This is a genomic window from Euzebya rosea, from assembly GCF_003073135.1.
Classification (GTDB): Bacteria; Actinomycetota; Nitriliruptoria; order Euzebyales; family Euzebyaceae; genus Euzebya; species Euzebya rosea.
Genome location: NZ_PGDQ01000011.1, coordinates 53,587 through 70,977, shown reverse-complemented (window position 1 = coordinate 70,977; position 17,391 = coordinate 53,587). Strand labels below are relative to the sequence as shown.

Sequence of the window (17,391 nt, the reverse complement as noted above, 5' to 3'; positions counted from 1 at the left end):
ATGAACTGCTGAAGTCGGCTCCCGACAGCACTACGCTGCGACGCACGGGGGCGATCAGCGACACGAGCAGGGGTGGGACCGTGGGTTGGAGTACCGGTGGCGACGTTCGTCGACGGCTGTCGGTCGTCGGGCTGATGACGGCGATGGTGGCGGCGACGCTCCTCGCGGTCCCCACCGCGGCGCAGGCCCAGCCCACCCTGCCGCCCGACTTCGTCATCGAGACCGTGATGGACGTCGGGGGCACCTACAGCGCCAACGCGATGGCGTTCCTGCCCGACGAGGCCATCGTTGCCGTCGCCGACAAGCGGGGCCACGTGGACCTGTACGGCGAGGACGGGACCTCCCACGGCCTCCTCCTCGACATCGAGGGACAGGTCAACGCCCACCACGACCGCGGCCTGACCGGTATCGCCTTCCATCCCGACTTCGACCGGACCGACCCCTCCACTCGGCTGCTGTACCTCGCCTACACCTGGGACCCTGCCTCGCTGGCCCCCGACACCAGCGGCCGGCGCATCTCCAGGGTGACCTCCGTCCAGCTCGCCCCGGTCGTGCTCGAGCCCGAGCTCGGGGTCCAGATCCCGTCCTACGAGGTCGTGCCCGGCAGCGAGACGGTGGTGCTCGGCGCGGCGGGGATGGTCGATCCGATGGATCCCACGCCCGCCGAGCTGACCGCAGCCCTGGGTGCGGATCCCGACTGCACCACGACCAACGGCTGCTATCCGGGGTGCCTCGACGACGGGGACCCGTCCAACGACGCCGAGTGCCTCCCGCTGGAGTCCTGCAGGGACGGGGCGGGCTACCTCGAGGACTGCATCGCCTCCGACGCGGCCCTGCACAGCACCGGGACCATCCGGTTCGGACCCCACGGCCTGCTGCACGTCGGACACGGTGACGGCGCGTCCGCCACGGGTGCGGACCATCGGGCGTTCCGATCCGGTGACCCCGACAGCCTGAACGGCAAGATCCTGCGCGTCGACCCCGTCACTGGTCTCGGCGTGCCGCAGAACCCCTGGTGGAGCGGTGACGGTGCCGACAACCGGTCGCGGGTGGTCTCCGCGGGACTTCGCAACCCCTTCCGGTTCGCCATCCACCCGGACCGCGGTGACCTGACCGCAGGCGACGTCGGTTTCTCGACGTGGGAGGAGATCAACACCGGGTTCGGCGGCAACCACGGATGGCCGTGCTACGAAGGCGGCCAGGGGCAGAACCTCCCGACGTTCCAGTACACCGCCGAACCCGACTGCCAGACCCTCTACGACGACGTCGCCAACGGCACCGTCGTCATCGAACCGGCCCTGCACGCCTACCGCCAGGACGCCTACTCGCCTCCCGGCGCCGAGGGGACCGGCGGCGGGGCCGCCATCGGTGGCGACTGGTACCGCGGGACCGGATGGCCGCTGACCTATCGCGACGGCTACTTCTTCACCGACTTCAACGACGCCACCCTGTCGTACCTGCCGGCGGTCAGGGACTCGGGCGGGGTCGCCACCGGCAACGCGCCGGATGCCCAGCTGTTCGCGACCGGGATCGGTGACATCGTCGACACCCAGGTCGGCCCCGACGGCACGATGTGGATGCTCGACATCGTGGCCAGCCGGATCACCCGCATCCGTTACGTGGGCGAGGACCCCAACCGCGCCCCGGTCGTGTCTCGTCCTGTCGACCAGTCCAGCGGCCTGGGTGGGGACGTCAACCTGCAGGTCCTGGCCAGCGACCCCGACGGCCAACCGGTGACGTTCGCCGTGGATCCGTCCGCGCCCCTGCCCCCGGGACTGAGCATCTCCGCCACCGGGTTGATCACGGGCCAGCCGACGACCCCCGGGACCTACGACGTCACCGTGATCGCCAGCGACGGCGAGCGTCAGGGCACGACCACCTTCCGCTGGACCGTGGCGACCACGTACGCGCCGCAGGTCACGATCACCAGTCCGACGGTCGAGGACGGCTACGCGATCGGCGACATGGTCGCCATGACGGGTGAGGCAACGGACGCCGAGGACGGCCAGCTCACCGGGGCATCCCTGCAGTGGCGTGTGCAGATCAACCACAACGACCACGTGCATCCCGACCAGGCCTCGGGGAGTGGCGGCAGCCTGGCGCCGTTCTGGATCCCCGACCACGGGTCGGACTGGTACATGGTCGGCTGCCTCACCGCGACCGACAGCAGCGGGTTCCGTGACGTCGAGTGCATCGACCTGCGCATGAACGAGTACGAGTACGTCGTCTCCTCCGACCCGCCGGGGTTGCCCGTGACCCTCGGCAGCGCCGAGATCACCGAGGCCACCCCCTTCACCCTGTACGAGAACCAGAAGGTCACGGTCTCCGCTCCGCTCGTCCAGGGGGGCCTGTCCTTCGTCGGCTGGACCAGCGGCCGCGCCCGCAGCCGCCAGATCGTGGGGGGCAACGCACCCGAGGCGATCGTGGCCCGGTACCGCGACACCGCTCCGCCGACCAACCAGGCGGTGACCGGCACCGCTCGCCAGTCGACGACGCACCCCTACGCACCGTGCGGGGTGCACTCCGCCGACAGGGCGATCGACGGCAGCATCGCCGGCTACGAGGACGACTGCTCGGTCAGCCACACCTCGTGGGGGACCGACCAGTGGTGGGAAGTCGACCTCGGCACGACGCTCCTCGTGGAGGAGGTGCGGGTCTGGAACTGGCTGCAGCACTCCCTCAACCGGCTCTCCAACGGCTACGTCATGGCGTCCCCCACGCCGTTCGGCTCACGCACGCTGACCCAGCTGCTGGCGGACCCCACGATCACCACCACGCCGTTCACCGCCACGATCGGACGGCCGACCGCGTTCGTCGAGGGCGTTCGCGCCCGGTACGTGCGGATCCTGCTCGAGGGCCCGGGACGTGAGCTCGTCATGTCGGAGGTCCAGGTCATCGCCGGGCCGCTCCGCGTTCCGGTCGGTGGGATCACCGCGCCGAGCGGCACGATCCCGCAGGGCGCCGCCGTGTCGGTCACCGCCGTTGGCTGGATCGACCCCGACGGGACACCCCTGACCTACTCGTGGACCCTCGACGGGGGCACCGGCGACGCCTTCGACGACCCGTCCGCCGCGACCCCGACGCTGGACACCACCGGCCTCACCGGAGGGACCCACACCGTCACCGTGACCGTCACCGACGGCGACGGCCAGTTCGCCACCGCGTCGGCGGACATCGAGGTCGAGGCCGAACCCCAGCCGCCGGTCGCCGCCATCGCCGACCCCGGCCCCGCGGTCGAGCGCGGAACGCCCGTCCCGCTGGACGCCTCCGGGTCGACCGACCCGCAGGGTTCGGCGCTGACGTTCGCCTGGGACCTCGACGACGACGGCGCCTTCGACGACGCCACCGGCCCGACGACCACCCTCGACACGACTGGCTTCCCCGCGGGCAGCCACCCGGTGGCGGTCCGCGTGACCAACGGCTTCGGCCTCGACGACACGGCAACCGCATCGGTCGCCGTGACCGAACCCGTCGAACCGGCCGACCCGCCGGTCGCCGCCCTGGCCGACCCCGGCCCGGCGGTCGCGGTCGGCACCGTCGTCGACATGGACGCCTCGGCCTCGACCGACCCGGAGGGCGGCCCGCTCGCATTCGCGTGGGACGTCGACGACGACGGCGCCTTCGACACCGACGAGGGGACGACGGCGATCAACCCGGTCGACACCAGCACCCTGGGGGCCGGCGACCACGACATCACCGTCCGGGTGACGTCGGGCGCGAGCGGCCTGCAGGACACGGCAACACGGGTGCTCAGCGTCCGGACGCCGCCGACGGCCGTCATCGACGACCCCGAGGGCCCCTACGAGGTCGGCCAGCAGGTCCCGCTCGACGCCTCCACGTCCATCGATCCGCACGGCGGGACGCTGGCCTTCGCCTGGGACCTCGACGAGGACGGCGCGTTCGACGACGCGACCGGCCCCGAGACCACCCTCGACACCACCGGCTTCGCCGTCGGCATCCACGAGGTCGCCGTGCGCGTCACCTCCGACGCCACGGGGCTCGATGGTCGGGCCGTGGCACGCATCGCCGTGACCGACCCCGCCCCGGGCGGTGGCGGCGGCGACCCCGGCGGTGGTGGCGGCGGCGGTGGCGGCGGTGGCGGTGGGCTGCCCATCGAGCCCGAACCCGAGCAGGCCGACGTCTCGATCAACATGGCCGCGTCCCCCCGGGAGACCGCGGTCGACCAGCCCGTGGTCGTCACCACCCGGGTGCACAACGACGGCCCCGCGGAGGCCCCGGTCCTCCTCGCCCTCGAGATCGGTGACCTCGACCTGGTCGAGGCACCCGAGGACTGTCGTGTGGTCGACGCCCGCCTGTCGTGCGAGGCCATCCGCCTGGCCGCGGGTGAGTCCCACGAGATGGAGGTGGCGCTGTCCTCGGCCTCCGCCGGCACCCACACGGTGGACGGCACGGCCGTCGTGGCAGACGTGGTCGACCCGACCCCGGACGACCTGATCGCCTCGGCGACGTTCAGCACCTTCGACGCCCAGACCGGGGGCGAGGAGGCCATCACCCCGGCGGCGCTCGCCATCCAGCTGTCGCAGCGGCTCTACCGCGATGCCAACGACACACGCGGCGTCGACCGACGCAGCGCCGCGGCCGTCGTGCTGTCCCGTGACGATGCGTTCGCCGACTCGCTCACCGGCTCGGCGCTGACCGGCGACGCCCCGCTCCTGTTCACCGACCCGGCTCGTCTGGACGACGCGACCGCCGAGGAGATCCGTCGGGTTCTGCCGCCCGAGGGCGAGGTCATGGTGCTGGGTGGCGAAGCGGCCCTGTCCGCAGCCGTCGCCGAGGAGCTCGCCGACATGGGCTACCTCGTCAGGCGACTCGCCGGACCCAGCCGGGTCGAGACGTCCGTCGCCATCGCCGAGGAGGTCGAGCGCCGCCATGCCGAACCGCGCCAGGTCGGTATCGCCCGTGCCGACGGTCCGGCCGACAACCCGACGGCGGCATGGGCGGACTCCGTCACCGCCGGTGGCTGGGCCGCACGGACGGCGCAGCCGATCCTGCTGACACCGACCGATGACCTGCACCCGGCGGTCGAGGCGTGGCTGGCCGAACGCGGCAACGCCATCCCGATCGTCATGGGCGGCGAGGCGGCCGTGTCGGCCGACGTGGCCGGCGCCCTCGGCCCGCACCTGCGGCATGCCGGCGCCAACCGGTACGAGACCGCGGCGATGATCGCCGAGCGACGGTGGGACGACCCCGCCGGGTACCTGGTGACGGCCGGCGACCAAGAGCTCGGCTGGGCCTACGGCCTCGCGGCCGCGGGCCTGTCGGCGGCGACGAACCAGCCGTTGCTGCTCGTCGAGCAGGACCGCCTGCCCGAGGAGACGGCCACCGCGATGTGCGACGCCCGCCAGCAGCCCCCGGTGGAGTTCGTCGGCGGTACCGACGTCGTCTCGTCCTCGGTGCGCGACGCGGTCGCCGCCATCTGCCGCTGATTGCCACGGTTGTCGGGTGATCACGGCGGGCGGCCCGTCACCCGACACGGGTCAGCTGGCGAGGTCCACCGCCGGCTGTCCGGTCTGGACCGCCCACAGCTTGGCGTAGCGGCCACCGGCGGCGACCAGCTCGTCGTGGGTGCCGGACTCGGCCACGCGGCCGCGGTCCAGGACGTGGATGCGGTCGGCTGCCACGATCGTGGACAGGCGGTGGGCGATGACGATGGTCGTCCGACCCTTCGACACGTGGGCGAGTGACCGCTGGATGGCGGCTTCGGTCTCGTTGTCGACCGCCGACGTGGCCTCGTCGAGCAGCAGCACGGGCGGGTCGCTCAGGATGGCCCGGGCGATGGCGATGCGCTGGCGCTGGCCGCCGGACAGCTTCTGCCCGCGCTCGCCCACCACGGTCTCGTACTGCTGCGGCAGGGCGGTGACGAACTCGTCGGCCTCCGCCAGCTGGGCCGCCCGCACGATCTCCTCGTGGCTGGCCCCGGGGGCGCCGTAGGCGATGTTGTCGGCCACGGTCCCGTGGAACAGGAAGACGTCCTGGCTGACCAGCCCGAACTGCTCGCGAAGGTCCTTCACGCGCAGCTCGCGGACGTCGACGCCGTCGACCGCCACCGCGCCACCGGTCACGTCGTACAGCCGCAGGAGCAGCCGCGCGATCGTGGACTTGCCCGCACCGGTCGAGCCGACGATCGCGTGCATCTCCCCGGCCGGGACCGTCAGGTCCACCCCGTCGAGCACGACCCCGCCGTCGGGGTAGGCGAACCGCACGTCGCGCAGCGCCACCTCGCCGCGGACGGGACGGTCCAGCTGGCGCGGCCCGTCGACGATCTCGTGGCTGCTGTACAGCAGGTCCAGCACCCGACGGGTCGACGCCATGGCCCGCTGGTACTGGTCGAAGACCTCGCCCAGCCCGGTCAGCGGCCACAACAACCGCTGGGTGACGAACACCATGACGGAGTAGACGCCCACCTCCAGCGTCCCGTCGATCGCCTTGAACCCGCCCAGCACCAGGATGGCGGTGAAGGAGAAGAGGATCGCCATGCGGATGAGGGGGATGAACGCCGAGGAGGGGCGGATCGCCGCGTCGTTGGCGTCCACGTAGGCCTGCGACTCCTCCTCCACCCGGGCGATCTCCCGGGGTTCGGCGGTGAACGCCTTGATGGTGGCCACTCCGCCGAGGGCACCGGCCAGGGTCGCGTTGAGGTCGCCGACCCGTTCGCGCACGCGGGCGTAGCGCGGCTCGAGCAGGCGCTGGAAGCGCATCGAGCCGATCAGGATGAGCGGGATGGGGGCGACGGCCCACCACGCCATGTCGGGTGCCACGACGAAGAACCCGCCCCCGATCACGATGACGGTCACCGCGACCTGAAGGATTTCGTTGGCGCCCCGATCGAGGAACCGCTCCAGCTGGTTGATGTCGTCGTTGAGGATCGCCATGAGCGATCCCGTGGACGCGTCGGCGAACACCGACTGGTCCAGCGACATCACGTGGGCGAACGCCTCGACGCGCAGGTCGTGCTGCACCCGCTGGGCCAGCGTCCGCCAGGCCACGGCGTAGAGGTACTCGAAGATGCTCTCGAGGATCCAGACGACGGCGCTGAGCACGGCGAGCGCGACCACCTGCCCGCGGACCGTGGCGATGCCGGCGTCGGCCAGGAACGAGTCGTCCTGGCGGACCACGACGTCCACGGCCGCCCCGATGAGCAGCGGCGGGGCCAGGTCCATCAGCTTGTTGAGGACGCTGGTGAGGGCGGCGAAGACGATCCTGCGACGGTGACCGGTGGCGTGCTGCCACAACCTGAGGAGGGGATTCATCCCGGCCAGTCTGCCGGTCCCGGTACTCGCGGGCTCGGGTCCGGGTCGGTCGGTCGGGGCCGGGCGTCCGGCTGACCGCCGGGCCCGACGTCAGCTGGGCCGGCTGTCCTCGATGGTGCGCAGCAGCTCCTGGGCCAGCGCGATCCACCGACCGACGTCGAAGCTCGCCGTCTGGAACGGACCGTCCTCCACGGGGGCGCAGCCCGGCAGGTACCCGCCGCCGTGCGTACCGCTGGCCGCGTCGCGGAAGGCACAGACGACCTCTCCGTCGCTCCAGCTGACCCAGCCGACCACCGGCGGGTCGACCATCGCGTTGTCACGTGTGGACTCCAACGTGAACAGCGCGCTGCCCTCGGTGTGCAGCGTGTACTCGGCCCGCCAGCGCTGGCCGTGGTCATCGGTCAGGGTGACGACGAAGGAACGGGGCCACTCGCCCGTACGCGGGACGGTGTGCACCGCGCCACGCATGTAGGGACGCAGGAGTGCGGTCGACATCGTTGGGCCTCGCTGGACGATCGGGGTTCCGGGGTGACATCCCACCCAACGAGGCAGGCACCGGATACGTTACGGATCGTAGTGTGAAAAGTGCGAGGTGTGAAGGCCCTTGTCGTCGGGCCTCGTGAGCGATGCCTCGGACCATGGACGGCGCGGCCGGACGCGGCCGTCGGGCTCAGTGGCGGTGGGGGGTCTCGGCGCACTCGGCCTCGACCACGGCCGTCATGGCCTCGCCCACCACGTGCAGCTGCTCGGGGGTCAGGTGGTCCAGCAGGTGGCGTCGGACGGACTCGACGTGGGTCGGTGCGGCCACCTCGATCCGGGCTCGGCCGTCGGCGGTCAGCGCCGCGTAGGCGCCGCGTGCGTCGGTTGCGCATGCCTGCCGTTCGACGAGTCCGCGCTCCTCGAGGCGACGGAAGCGGTAGGTGATGTGGGCCTTGGCGACGCGCAGCACGTCGGCGAGCTCCCCGAAGCGCAGCCGCCCCTCGGGGGCCTCGGACAGCATCGCCAGGATGGCGTAGTCATCCATCGAGAGGTCGTGGGCGCTGAGCATCTCGGCGTTGAGCTGGCGGGACAACATCGTGATCGCGGTGACGAACGCGCGCCACGACGCCTGTTCCTCCGCGGTCAGCCAGCGCGTCTCGGTGGTCGTGTTGCTCATGACGCCACTCTATGGATCGTTCTGATTCTTACCATCTTGGCTCTCCCCTCGCCGTGTTCCTCCGACGATACAACTCCCCGTCGAGGGCCGGACCGGGCGGTCTGGCAGGATGTCGGACTGATGATCCGCCGTGCCCGTGTGCATCGTGTTCCCCAGCCCGTCGTCGTCCTGGGTGGGCTCGTCCTCCTGCACGGACTGTTCGTGCTGGGCGGGGTGTTCGGGTACGGGGGCACGGCCCTTGCCTCCACCATCGGCGACGCCGTGGAGAACCTGAACGACGGGGTGTACGTGGCGTCGGGCACCGGGCAGGACCCCGGTGCGCTCAGGGGAGTGGTGGCCGACTTCGCCGACGAGGAGCGCCTGGTGATCGCCGTCTTCGCCGCCGGGTTGTCCCCCACCCCGGAGGACCGGGCGAACGACCTCCTCCGGGTCGTCGCCGCCGACACGGTGGTGTTGTTCACCCCCGACGACGTGGCGGTGGCCAGCACCCTACACACCTCCGAGGACGTCGACGCAGCCTTCGACCGGGCTGGTCGGGCCGCCCTCGACAGCGATGCGGCCGTTGCCAGCCGGGCGCTCATGGACGCCTTGACCCATCGTGCGACACCGATCTGGGTCTGGGTCGCAGTCGCGGCCACCCTGGTCGGTCTCGTCGTCGTCATCGGCCAGCTGCTGGACCGTCGTCGCCAGCGGGCGGGAGCCCAGCGGTCCTTCGCCGCCGAGCAGGCCCAGCTCCGCTCCCGCCTCCAGACCCTGGCCGACCGGATCCTCCGGACCGAGGAGCACGTCACGATCGCCGACGACCCGGAGCTGGATGCCATCCTGACGGAGGCAACCGGGATCTACCAGGACGTCCTGTGGTCCCTCGAACGGGTGAACACCGCCGAGCGGCTGGCCCTGCTCGAACCGCCGATCGCCAGGGCGGAGACCCTGATGGACCGGGTCACCGACCGCATCGGGTGAGCGGCCAACCGGGGTTCACCGATGGGCCAGCCCGACGCCGCCCCGCCGTGGGTCGCCCTGCGTGCCGGCAGCGCCGGCGACGCTGACCCCACCGAAGAAGTGGTGGCGCGACGTCCAGCGCTGCACGGTGAACCCCGCGGCGACCAGGGCGGCTTCGTCCTCCTCCCGCAGGTGCGGTTCGACGTGGACAACATCTCCCAGACGATGCAGACGGGGCAGGTCGACGGCCGTGGTCGCGTCGAGCTCGCCGAGCACGATCCCGTCGATCGTCCTGAGCATGGCGCTGGGGATGCGGGAGCCGCCGGCCGCCCCGAGGACCGTCGCCGCTCCCGTCGGCGAGACGATCGCGGTCGGCGCCATCATGCTGCCCATCCGGGTCCGGGGCCGCAGCCCGCCGACCAGCAGGTCGACCTCGCCGAGCATCGAGTTCAGCTGGCTGCCACGGAACCAGTCGCCGGTGCCCAGGCCGAGGCTTGCGGTGATCGCGCAGGCGCGGCCCTCGGCGTCGGTCGCGGCAAGGGACGTCGTGCCCAGCGCCTTCGGTGGGGTCGCCGACTGGGCCAGGGCCAGCCGTGCGGCGTGGGGGCCGTCGCTGGCGTCCAGCCGGGCGACCCAGTCAGTGAGGGGTGACAGGCCCCGACGGCTGCGCACCTGCCAGCCGCCGAGCCGCACCGTCGGTGGCGTGTGCTCCACCGCGGTGCAGGCCGCCAGGTCCTCGGCGGTCACGAGCGCACCCGCCTCCGCGGCGAAGGTGGCCAGCTCGCGTGACATGGGACCCTCGTAGAGCGTCGGCCCACCCTCCTCGGCGATCTGCCGCAGCGCGTCGGCGAGGTCGGGGATGCGTACCCGCTCGCCCGCCACCCGCATGCGGTCCCCGACGCAGAAGACCTCGCGACCCACCCCGATCGTCATGACGGGCTCGAGCATGTGCAGCAACGACTCGTCCTGCTCGGACAGCACGAACCCTCGCTCGGCCCAGCCGATGGCCGGCGCCACCACCTCGGCCCACGGCAGGCGGCCGAAGCGTCGATGGAGGTGCCAGCACCCGGCGACCAGGCCCGGCGTGCCGAAGGTCGCGCCACCGATGGTGTAGGGCACGCGAGCGCCGCCGAAGTCGATCGTGGTCTCCGCCCGACGCCCGCCGGACGGGACGGCGGGCACGTCGACGAACCCGTCAACGGCCCGGGTCGTCCCGTCGGTGTCGACATGGATGCCGTGCAGCCCCGACAACAACGAGACGACGAACGGTTCGACCACGCAGGCAGCCAGCGTCATGCCCACCGCGGCGTCGGCCGCGGTCCCGCCGGCGTCCAGCAGCGCCATGCCGGCCTCCGCGGTCGCCGGGGAGTGCGCCGCGACGCCGACACCCGCCGCCGAGGAGGCGGTGGGGCCTGCTGCGGGGCGGGCGAGCGGCGACGTCATCGCCGGGGAAGGCTAACCGGCCTTGCCCGTGTGCCCTCATCGGGTGGTAGACACGGTGCTGATGAGCAGGGTCATCTCGTACTCCGACGCCTACATCGCCGCACGTCGCCAGTTCATGGCCAGCGGCGACGTGGACATGAAGGCGCTGGCCGAGGAGCTGATCGTCGGCCGGGCCACCCTCTACCGGGTCGTCGGCAGCCGGGATCGCCTGCTCGGGCGGATCGTGGCCGACCTGGCGGCCGTGACCCAGTCGCAGGCGGTCGAGGCCGCGTCGGCCGAGCACCCCCCGTCGGTGGAACGCATCGTGCAGGCGGCGTACCGCATGAACAGCGACGTCGTGGCGTTCAGGCCGCTGCGCCAGCTGGTCAGCAACGATCCGGAGACGGCCTTCCGGGTCCTGTTCACCGAGGTCGGTGGCGTGCATGCGGCGTCGGTCGCCTCGTGGGCGGCCCTGATGGACGCGACCGCCCGGGACGGTGGCTTCGAGCTGCCCCGCGACACCGATCGGTTGGCCTACATGTTCGTCCGCATCGGCGAGTCGATGATCTTCGCCGACCTGCTGCACAGCCACGAGCCGGACCTCGAGCTCGCCCGTGATCTCCACCGGGCACTGCTCACGCTGCCTGCCTGACCCCTTCCTGAGACGTCGTCTCGTCCTTCCGGGGGCGGGGAGGTGTTCGGTGCAGGCGCGGCGAAGGACGCGAGTACCGGTCCTCGGAGCCGACCGGTCCTCGTCATCAAGGAGCCGAAGTCGTGCGACGTCCATCGATCCGCCTGTTCCTCTGCCTCGTCCTCGCGGTGGTGATGGCCGCTCCAGCGGCCGCCGCTGACGACTACACCGATCCGGAGTACCGGTCGCACGAAGGCGACAACCTGACACGTGGCCGCGGCATGCAGCTCTACCAGCTGACCACACCGGCCTACAGCGAGGCGTTCGTCTCCGCCTCGGCCGACTCACTCGCACGGGCACAGGGTCATCAGCTCGCGGACGCGCGGTACGGCCGTGCCTACGTGGGGGCATCCCAGTACATGTCCACGTGGGGTGTGGGGAACGCGGAGGACTACTTCGACGTCACCCCCCGCGAGATCGCGTTCGTCAGCCAGACGGGGGCCAAGCTGTACGGGCACATCTGGGGCAGCGAGCTGCCGGGGCCTCGCCCGGGCGTGGTGATCACGACCGGGTCGATCCAGGGGTCGAACCAGATGTACTGGTGGGCCGCGCGAGCGCTGAGCGCTGCTGGATACGTGGTCATGACCTACGACGTGCAGGGGCAGGGGCAGTCCGAGACGTTCGGCCACGCCCCCGGCAGTGCACTGCCGACCGCCGAGGGCGTGCCCTTCCAGCAGTCGTTCAACTTCGTGCAGGGCACGATCGATGCGATGCGGTTCTTCCTGTCCACTCCGGAGCACCCCTACGTGCCCGCCACGTGGACCGCCGACGACGTCGCGTCCCAGGAAGCTCGTTCCGACGGCGAGCGCATGGACTGGGTCAACCCGGCATGGGCCGTCCTGGACGGGGAGAACATCGGCATCGCCGGTCACTCGCTCGGGGCCTCGGCGGTCACCGTGGTGCAGCAGTGCTCCGACGAGTCCACCCGCTACCTCGACGTGCCCGACTGCCACGGCGAGTCCTATCCGATCCGCGCCGTCGTCGGCTGGGACCAGCTGGGGACCACGGACTACGTACCGGTCGTGCCCGGCATGAACCAGGCAGCCGATGGCTACTTCCTGTCGCCGACACCGTCGCCAACTGCCCCCGATCCCCACGAGAAGCTGGTCGCGCACGATGCATGGACGGCCGCAGGCATCGACACCTACACCCTCGTCATTCGTGCGGGCACGCACCTCGAGTGGTCACAGGTGGCCTACCACGGACCGGCTACCCGCTAAGGCGAGGCCCTCGCGGCCTACTACACAGTGGCCTGGATGGACCGTTGGGTGCCAAGGGACGCCGTCAGGAACGAAGCGGCCTATCAGGCGCTGGTCGAGGGCCCTCGTCCTGACGACGAGTCGGCCCCGTCGTCGGCGGCGTACATGTCCGTTCGGCGGCTCGGCGCCTTCTCGTTGACCGATCCGGCCGCGTCCGGACAGGACCCCGATGCCGCACAGCCGATGGAGGTCATCGACCTGAGGGAATGGGCGGGCCGGTCGGCCGTCGGGGACTGGGCCGGTGCCAACGCCGACACCGTCGGAGCCGTCCTGCCGGGCTGATCTCGTGCCCGCTGGCCCGACACGGGCGGACTACGCTTCCGCGCGATGACCCGTCTCGCCGCCCTCCTCCTGCTCGTCGGCACGCTGGTGCTGGCGTCCGCCCCCGTCGCCCTGGCCGCCTCCGCCTGCGGCGGTGTGGTGCAGGACGGCGAGGACCTGCTGACCGCGCCCGAGGAGGACGAGGTGCGGGAGGCCGCCGAGCGCCTGGCAGCCGTGGGTGTCAGGCCGCTCGTCGTGGTGACCGAGACCCTGTCCGGCAACGACGCCGAGGACGTCCTCGTGTCGATCGTCGAGGGATGTCAGGGCCTGACCGACGGGAGCGGTGAGTGGGGCGGCAACGTCCTGGCGGTGCTGGTGGCGGTGGAGGATCGCGAGACCGCCGTGTACGAGGGCGGGGAGCTCCCGGAGCTGGACGTGAACGAGACCGACGTCGACATCGACGTCATGAACCCGCGGTTCGCCGAGGGTGACCTGGCTGGCGGGCTGGTCGCCGGGCTGGACCGCATGGCGGCCATCCAGGCCGAGGTCGCGGGGTCGGCCACGGCCGACGCGGACGGGCCCGACGGCGGGGGCACCGGCTGGTTCGCCGGCGGGGTGGGGGCGACCGTCCTCGCCGGTGGAGGGGCCGCGCTGGCCGCACGGTCCCGGACGGCACGTCGCCGGCGCGAGGAGGCACACGCGAGGGCCGTGGCCGCCCAGGCCGACATGGCGCAGACCATCGTCGACATGGAACGCGACCTCGACATCGCCGTCCTGGACGCCAACGCCCTCGCCGACCGCCTGGCGCTGGTCGAGGCCACCCCGCTGCGCCAGCAGCTGACCACCGTCCGCGGCACCGTCATGTCCGTCGTGACCCGGTGGTACGCGCTGACCCAGCAGGTCGACGCCACACCCAGCGGGGACCCGGTGACCTACGACCGCGTGGCCGAGGAGATCGTCGAGCTGGCCCCGACGGCCGTGCACGCCCGCGAGCTCGTGGCCGGCTTCGCCGCCGACGTCGCGGCGTTCGTGGCGGTCGAGGAGGGACTCCCCAGCCGGCTGGACGCCCTCGGCAGTCACCACGATGCCGCCCGATCCGCCATCGCCGATGCCCAGCAGCGGGGCTACCGGACCGACCCGGCGGAGGCCGACCTGTCGGTCTCCGTCGCCGCACTCGGCCGGGCCCGCGACGCCCACGCACAGCGGCTGGTCCGCGGCACCGACGAACACCTGGACCTGGCCGAGGCCGCGGTCGCGGAGGCCATCGAGTGGGTCGAGGGCATCGAGGAGATGCGCGCGGCGCTCGCCGAGGACCTGGCCTCGTTGCGCGCCCGGCGGCAGGCGCTGGAGGATCGCGTCGACGCCGCCGGCACCACGATGGAGTCGCTCGAGGCGCGATGGGCCACCGCGGCATGGGAGGACGTTGCCGGCAACGGCAGCGAGGCCGAGGCCGAGCTGGCCCGGGCGGCCGACGCCCTGCACGCGGCGGAGCACGCCCAGCTCATGGACGTGCAGGACTGGGACGAGGCCCATGACGCCCTGGACGCCGCCGAGGACGACCTCGACGACGCCGCGGCGCTGCTGGACGCCATCCACGCCCGTGACGCGGCGCTGCAGGAGGCCGCGGACCTGGCCCCCAGCACGCTCGCCGGTGCGGCGAGTGCGGTGGCGGAGGCGGCCGCGTTCGCGCGGCAGCACACCACCGACGTCAGCGACCCGATCGAGTCACGGATCACGCAGCTGACCAGCCGCATGGAGCAGGTCGAGTCCACCCTGTCGGAGGACCGTCCCAACCCGGCGGCCGTCGTCGCCGCGGCCGGGCAGGTCCAGGCCGAGGTCGCCGAGCTGCTCGCGACCGCGCGGCAGGAGGTGACCGCGGCGGACATGGCCCGGCGTCGTGCCGAGCAGACGGTGTCGTCGGCCCGCCAGGAGCTGCACCAGCTCCAGCGCTACGCCACCAGCCATCGTCGTTACGTCTCCGCCGGCAGCGCCCGCGCCCTGCAGGACATCACCGACCGGCTCGCGCAGCTCGACGCCGTCACCGATCCCGTGCAGCGCGAGACCCGGGCCGCCGGCATCCAGCGGGAGATCATCGGCCTGTCCGACGACATCCGCCGGTCGGTCCGCCGCGCCACGGCCACTCGGCCGAGCCCCTACGGGCCGGGACGCGGCGGCTACGGCGGGGGCCTGGGTGGCGCCTTCGGCACCAGCCGGCCACGTCGCAGCTCGGGCGGGTTCGGTGGTGGCTTCGGCGGTGGGTCCGGCCGGGGTTCGTCGAGCCGGGGTTCGTCCAGCCGCAGCCGGACCGGGTCCAGCAGCCGCAGCCGGTCGGGGTCGTCCTCGCGCAGCCGGTCCAGCTCGGGCCGGTCGCGCAGCGGACGCAGCTCCCGCTGGTGAGGGGTGGCGTCCGGCCTCAGGTCCAGCGCAGCATGTCGTCGAGCAGTCCCTGCTCGCGATGCTGCCTCAGGATGGGCAGCCGCTTGTAGAGCCGCTGGAAGGTGTCCATCGTCAGGCCCAGCTGCTGGTAGGCCTCGTACAGCTGCTCGGCGCCCTTCAGGGCGGTCCACTGGGGCTGGTAGGCGGGCAGGTGGCGACCGATCTTGGAGAAGTCCACCTGGTAGCTGCGCGGGTCGTTGCCGGCCTCGCCAGTGATGCTCAGCGTGGCCTCGGGCACGACCTGCTTCACGAACCCGGCGATCTCGGCGACCTGGTAGTTCTCGTCGTCACGGCCGACGTTGAACGCCTCCCGCTGCACCTGCTCGGCCGGGGCCTCGACGGCCGCGAGGAAGGCCCGTGAGATGTCCTCGATGTGCACGATCGGACGCCACGGGGTGCCGTCGGAGAGCACCTTGATCTCCTTGGTCAGGTACGCCCACCCGACGAGGTCGTTCAGCACGATGTCGGTGCGCAGCATCGGCGACCAGCCGTAGGCGGTGGCGTTGCGCATGCTCGTGCACACGAAGTCGTCGGTGGCCAGCTCGAACAGCTCGGCCTCGACGCGCACCTTGCTCTCGGCGTAGGGGGTGACTGGCGCGAACTCGGCGGTCTCGTCCAGCGCCCCGGCCCCACCGGCCTTGCCGTAGATGGAGCAGGAGGAGGAGTACACGTAGCGGCCCACCCCCGCGGTGCGAGCGCACTCGGCCAGGTGGATCGACGCGTGGTGGTTGATGTCGTAGGTGGTCTGGGGCTCCAGGCTGCCGACCGGGTCGTTGGACAGCGCGGCCAGGTGCACCACGGCGTCGAAGCCCTCGAGATCGGCCGGCTGGACGTCCCGGAGGTCCTTGCGGATCTCCGGCAGCGGCGGCAGGGGGTCGCCCATGACGGACTCGGCGAAGTATCCCGTGTCCAGCCCGGTCACGTCGTGGCCCGCCTCGACGAAGAAGGGGGCCATGACGGCCCCGATGTATCCCAGATGCCCCGTGAGCAGAATGCGCATGTCGGGCAGCGTAGAGGCTCTGGTCCTCTCGGTTGTCACCCAGGGGGCAGCTGCGCCGCGTCGTCGGTCGTCAGGCGTGCAGGCCGAGCGCCCGCCCCAGGCGATCCGGTTCGCCGCCCGCCCGTGCCACGTCCATTTCGTAGGCCGACCCGTCGGAGAACCACAGCGTGCCCTTGTGGGCCAGCTTGGCCTTCTCCACCTGCACGGCCTGCACGGCCTCGCGGGGCACCCAGCCGAGCAGCTCCTTGGGACGGCCCATCATCTCGCCGAAGGCGTGGACGACGAGCCGACGGTCCGTGACGGACAGGAACACCTTGCGCTTGGGGAACTGGTCGGCCCACGTGCCCTCGGGCGCGTCCGGTGCCCCGTCCCGCCGCTTCTTGTCCATCGCCGCGGCGACACCCAGCCCGACCACGCCGCCGACCCCGCCGGCGACGGCCTGACGGGCCATGGCCCCACGGGGGGTGACGATCGCCGTCTCGAGGACCTGCTCCCCGGGCTCGAGCGTGTCCGCAGCGTGCTTCAGGATCTTCTTCGCCAGATCAGCCATGGGGGGATGATGCGCCAACGGGCGGCCCGTCGGGCCGCCCGTCACACATTGGCAATCGTCGGCGGCCGGCTACTCGGCCTTGTCGTCGCCCATCTTGCCGATGAAGTCCTTGGCGGCCTTCGCCGCGCCCTCGACCTTGTCGTCGATGTTGTCGGGGGTCTTGTCGGTGATCATGTCCTTGGCCTTGTCGATGGCCCCGGTGATCTTGTCCCCGTGCTCCTCGGCCAGGTCCTCGGCCTTGTCCTTGGCGTCGTCCAGCATGTCCTTGGCCTTGTCGGCGAAACCCATGGTCCTCATCCTTTTCATTTCTCGGTGACTGACTGTGTGGGCGGAGCCTAGCGACCCCACGGGGCTAGTCTCCATCCGCGACCTGTCCGATTCCCCCAGAACGAAGCGAGCAACC

13 protein-coding genes are annotated in these 17,391 nt (G+C 71.8%); 6 read left to right on the top strand and 7 right to left on the bottom strand.

Going from position 1 to position 17,391, the window contains the following annotated elements:
- Positions 1 to 80 precede the first annotated feature (80 nt).
- Positions 81 to 5,447, top strand: a complete 5,367-nt coding sequence (locus tag CUC05_RS15455; RefSeq protein ID WP_157965618.1) for a cell wall-binding repeat-containing protein — start codon at positions 81 to 83, stop codon at positions 5,445 to 5,447.
- A 51-nt stretch (positions 5,448 to 5,498) separates the two neighbouring features.
- Here the strand turns inward: CUC05_RS15455 and CUC05_RS15450 are convergent, their stop codons facing one another.
- From CUC05_RS15450 to CUC05_RS15440, 3 genes are all read right to left on the bottom strand, one after another.
- On the bottom strand, positions 5,499 to 7,271 hold the full coding sequence (locus CUC05_RS15450) for an ABC transporter ATP-binding protein (protein ID WP_108667024.1): 1,773 nt from the start codon (positions 7,269 to 7,271) through the stop codon (positions 5,499 to 5,501).
- Between the two features lie 90 nt (positions 7,272 to 7,361).
- A complete protein-coding gene (locus tag CUC05_RS15445) occupies positions 7,362 to 7,766 on the bottom strand; it encodes a hypothetical protein (protein WP_108667023.1) in 405 nt (134 codons plus the stop codon).
- 175 nt (positions 7,767 to 7,941) lie between these two features.
- A complete protein-coding gene (locus CUC05_RS15440) occupies positions 7,942 to 8,427 on the bottom strand; it encodes a MarR family winged helix-turn-helix transcriptional regulator (RefSeq protein WP_108667022.1) in 486 nt (161 codons plus the stop codon).
- A gap of 120 nt (positions 8,428 to 8,547) precedes the next feature.
- Here CUC05_RS15440 and CUC05_RS15435 point away from each other — a divergent pair, with 120 nt between their 5' ends.
- Positions 8,548 to 9,390: a DUF6676 family protein gene (locus tag CUC05_RS15435; protein WP_108667021.1), complete on the top strand. Its 843-nt coding sequence runs from the start codon at positions 8,548 to 8,550 to the stop codon at positions 9,388 to 9,390.
- Positions 9,391 to 9,405: 15 nt separating this feature from the next.
- On the opposite strand, the gene CUC05_RS15430 is transcribed toward CUC05_RS15435, so the two are convergent.
- Positions 9,406 to 10,812, bottom strand: coding sequence for a gamma-glutamyltransferase (locus tag CUC05_RS15430; protein WP_108667020.1), 1,407 nt, complete (start codon positions 10,810 to 10,812; stop codon positions 9,406 to 9,408).
- Between the two features lie 61 nt (positions 10,813 to 10,873).
- Between CUC05_RS15430 and CUC05_RS15425 the strand changes: the two genes are divergently transcribed.
- The 4 genes from CUC05_RS15425 (at position 10,874) to CUC05_RS15410 (ending at position 15,399) form a co-directional block, all read left to right on the top strand.
- Entirely contained in the window at positions 10,874 to 11,443 is a 570-nt protein-coding gene (locus CUC05_RS15425) for a QsdR family transcriptional regulator (protein WP_157965617.1), read from the top strand.
- Positions 11,444 to 11,565: 122 nt separating this feature from the next.
- Positions 11,566 to 12,702, top strand: coding sequence for a dienelactone hydrolase family protein (locus CUC05_RS15420; protein ID WP_108667018.1), 1,137 nt, complete (start codon positions 11,566 to 11,568; stop codon positions 12,700 to 12,702).
- A gap of 48 nt (positions 12,703 to 12,750) precedes the next feature.
- Positions 12,751 to 13,023, top strand: coding sequence for a hypothetical protein (locus CUC05_RS15415; RefSeq protein ID WP_108667017.1), 273 nt, complete (start codon positions 12,751 to 12,753; stop codon positions 13,021 to 13,023).
- 45 nt (positions 13,024 to 13,068) lie between these two features.
- On the top strand, positions 13,069 to 15,399 hold the full coding sequence (locus CUC05_RS15410; RefSeq protein ID WP_108667016.1) for a TPM domain-containing protein: 2,331 nt from the start codon (positions 13,069 to 13,071) through the stop codon (positions 15,397 to 15,399).
- Positions 15,400 to 15,415: 16 nt separating this feature from the next.
- Here CUC05_RS15410 and CUC05_RS15405 read toward each other — a convergent pair whose 3' ends face one another.
- The 3 genes from CUC05_RS15405 to CUC05_RS15395 form a co-directional block, all read right to left on the bottom strand.
- Positions 15,416 to 16,438, bottom strand: a complete 1,023-nt coding sequence (locus tag CUC05_RS15405; protein ID WP_108667015.1) for an NAD-dependent epimerase/dehydratase family protein — start codon at positions 16,436 to 16,438, stop codon at positions 15,416 to 15,418.
- Between the two features lie 70 nt (positions 16,439 to 16,508).
- Positions 16,509 to 16,988, bottom strand: coding sequence for a hypothetical protein (locus CUC05_RS15400; RefSeq protein WP_108667014.1), 480 nt, complete (start codon positions 16,986 to 16,988; stop codon positions 16,509 to 16,511).
- Positions 16,989 to 17,057: 69 nt separating this feature from the next.
- Positions 17,058 to 17,276, bottom strand: coding sequence for an antitoxin (locus tag CUC05_RS15395; protein ID WP_205712365.1), 219 nt, complete (start codon positions 17,274 to 17,276; stop codon positions 17,058 to 17,060).
- Positions 17,277 to 17,391 lie beyond the last annotated feature (115 nt).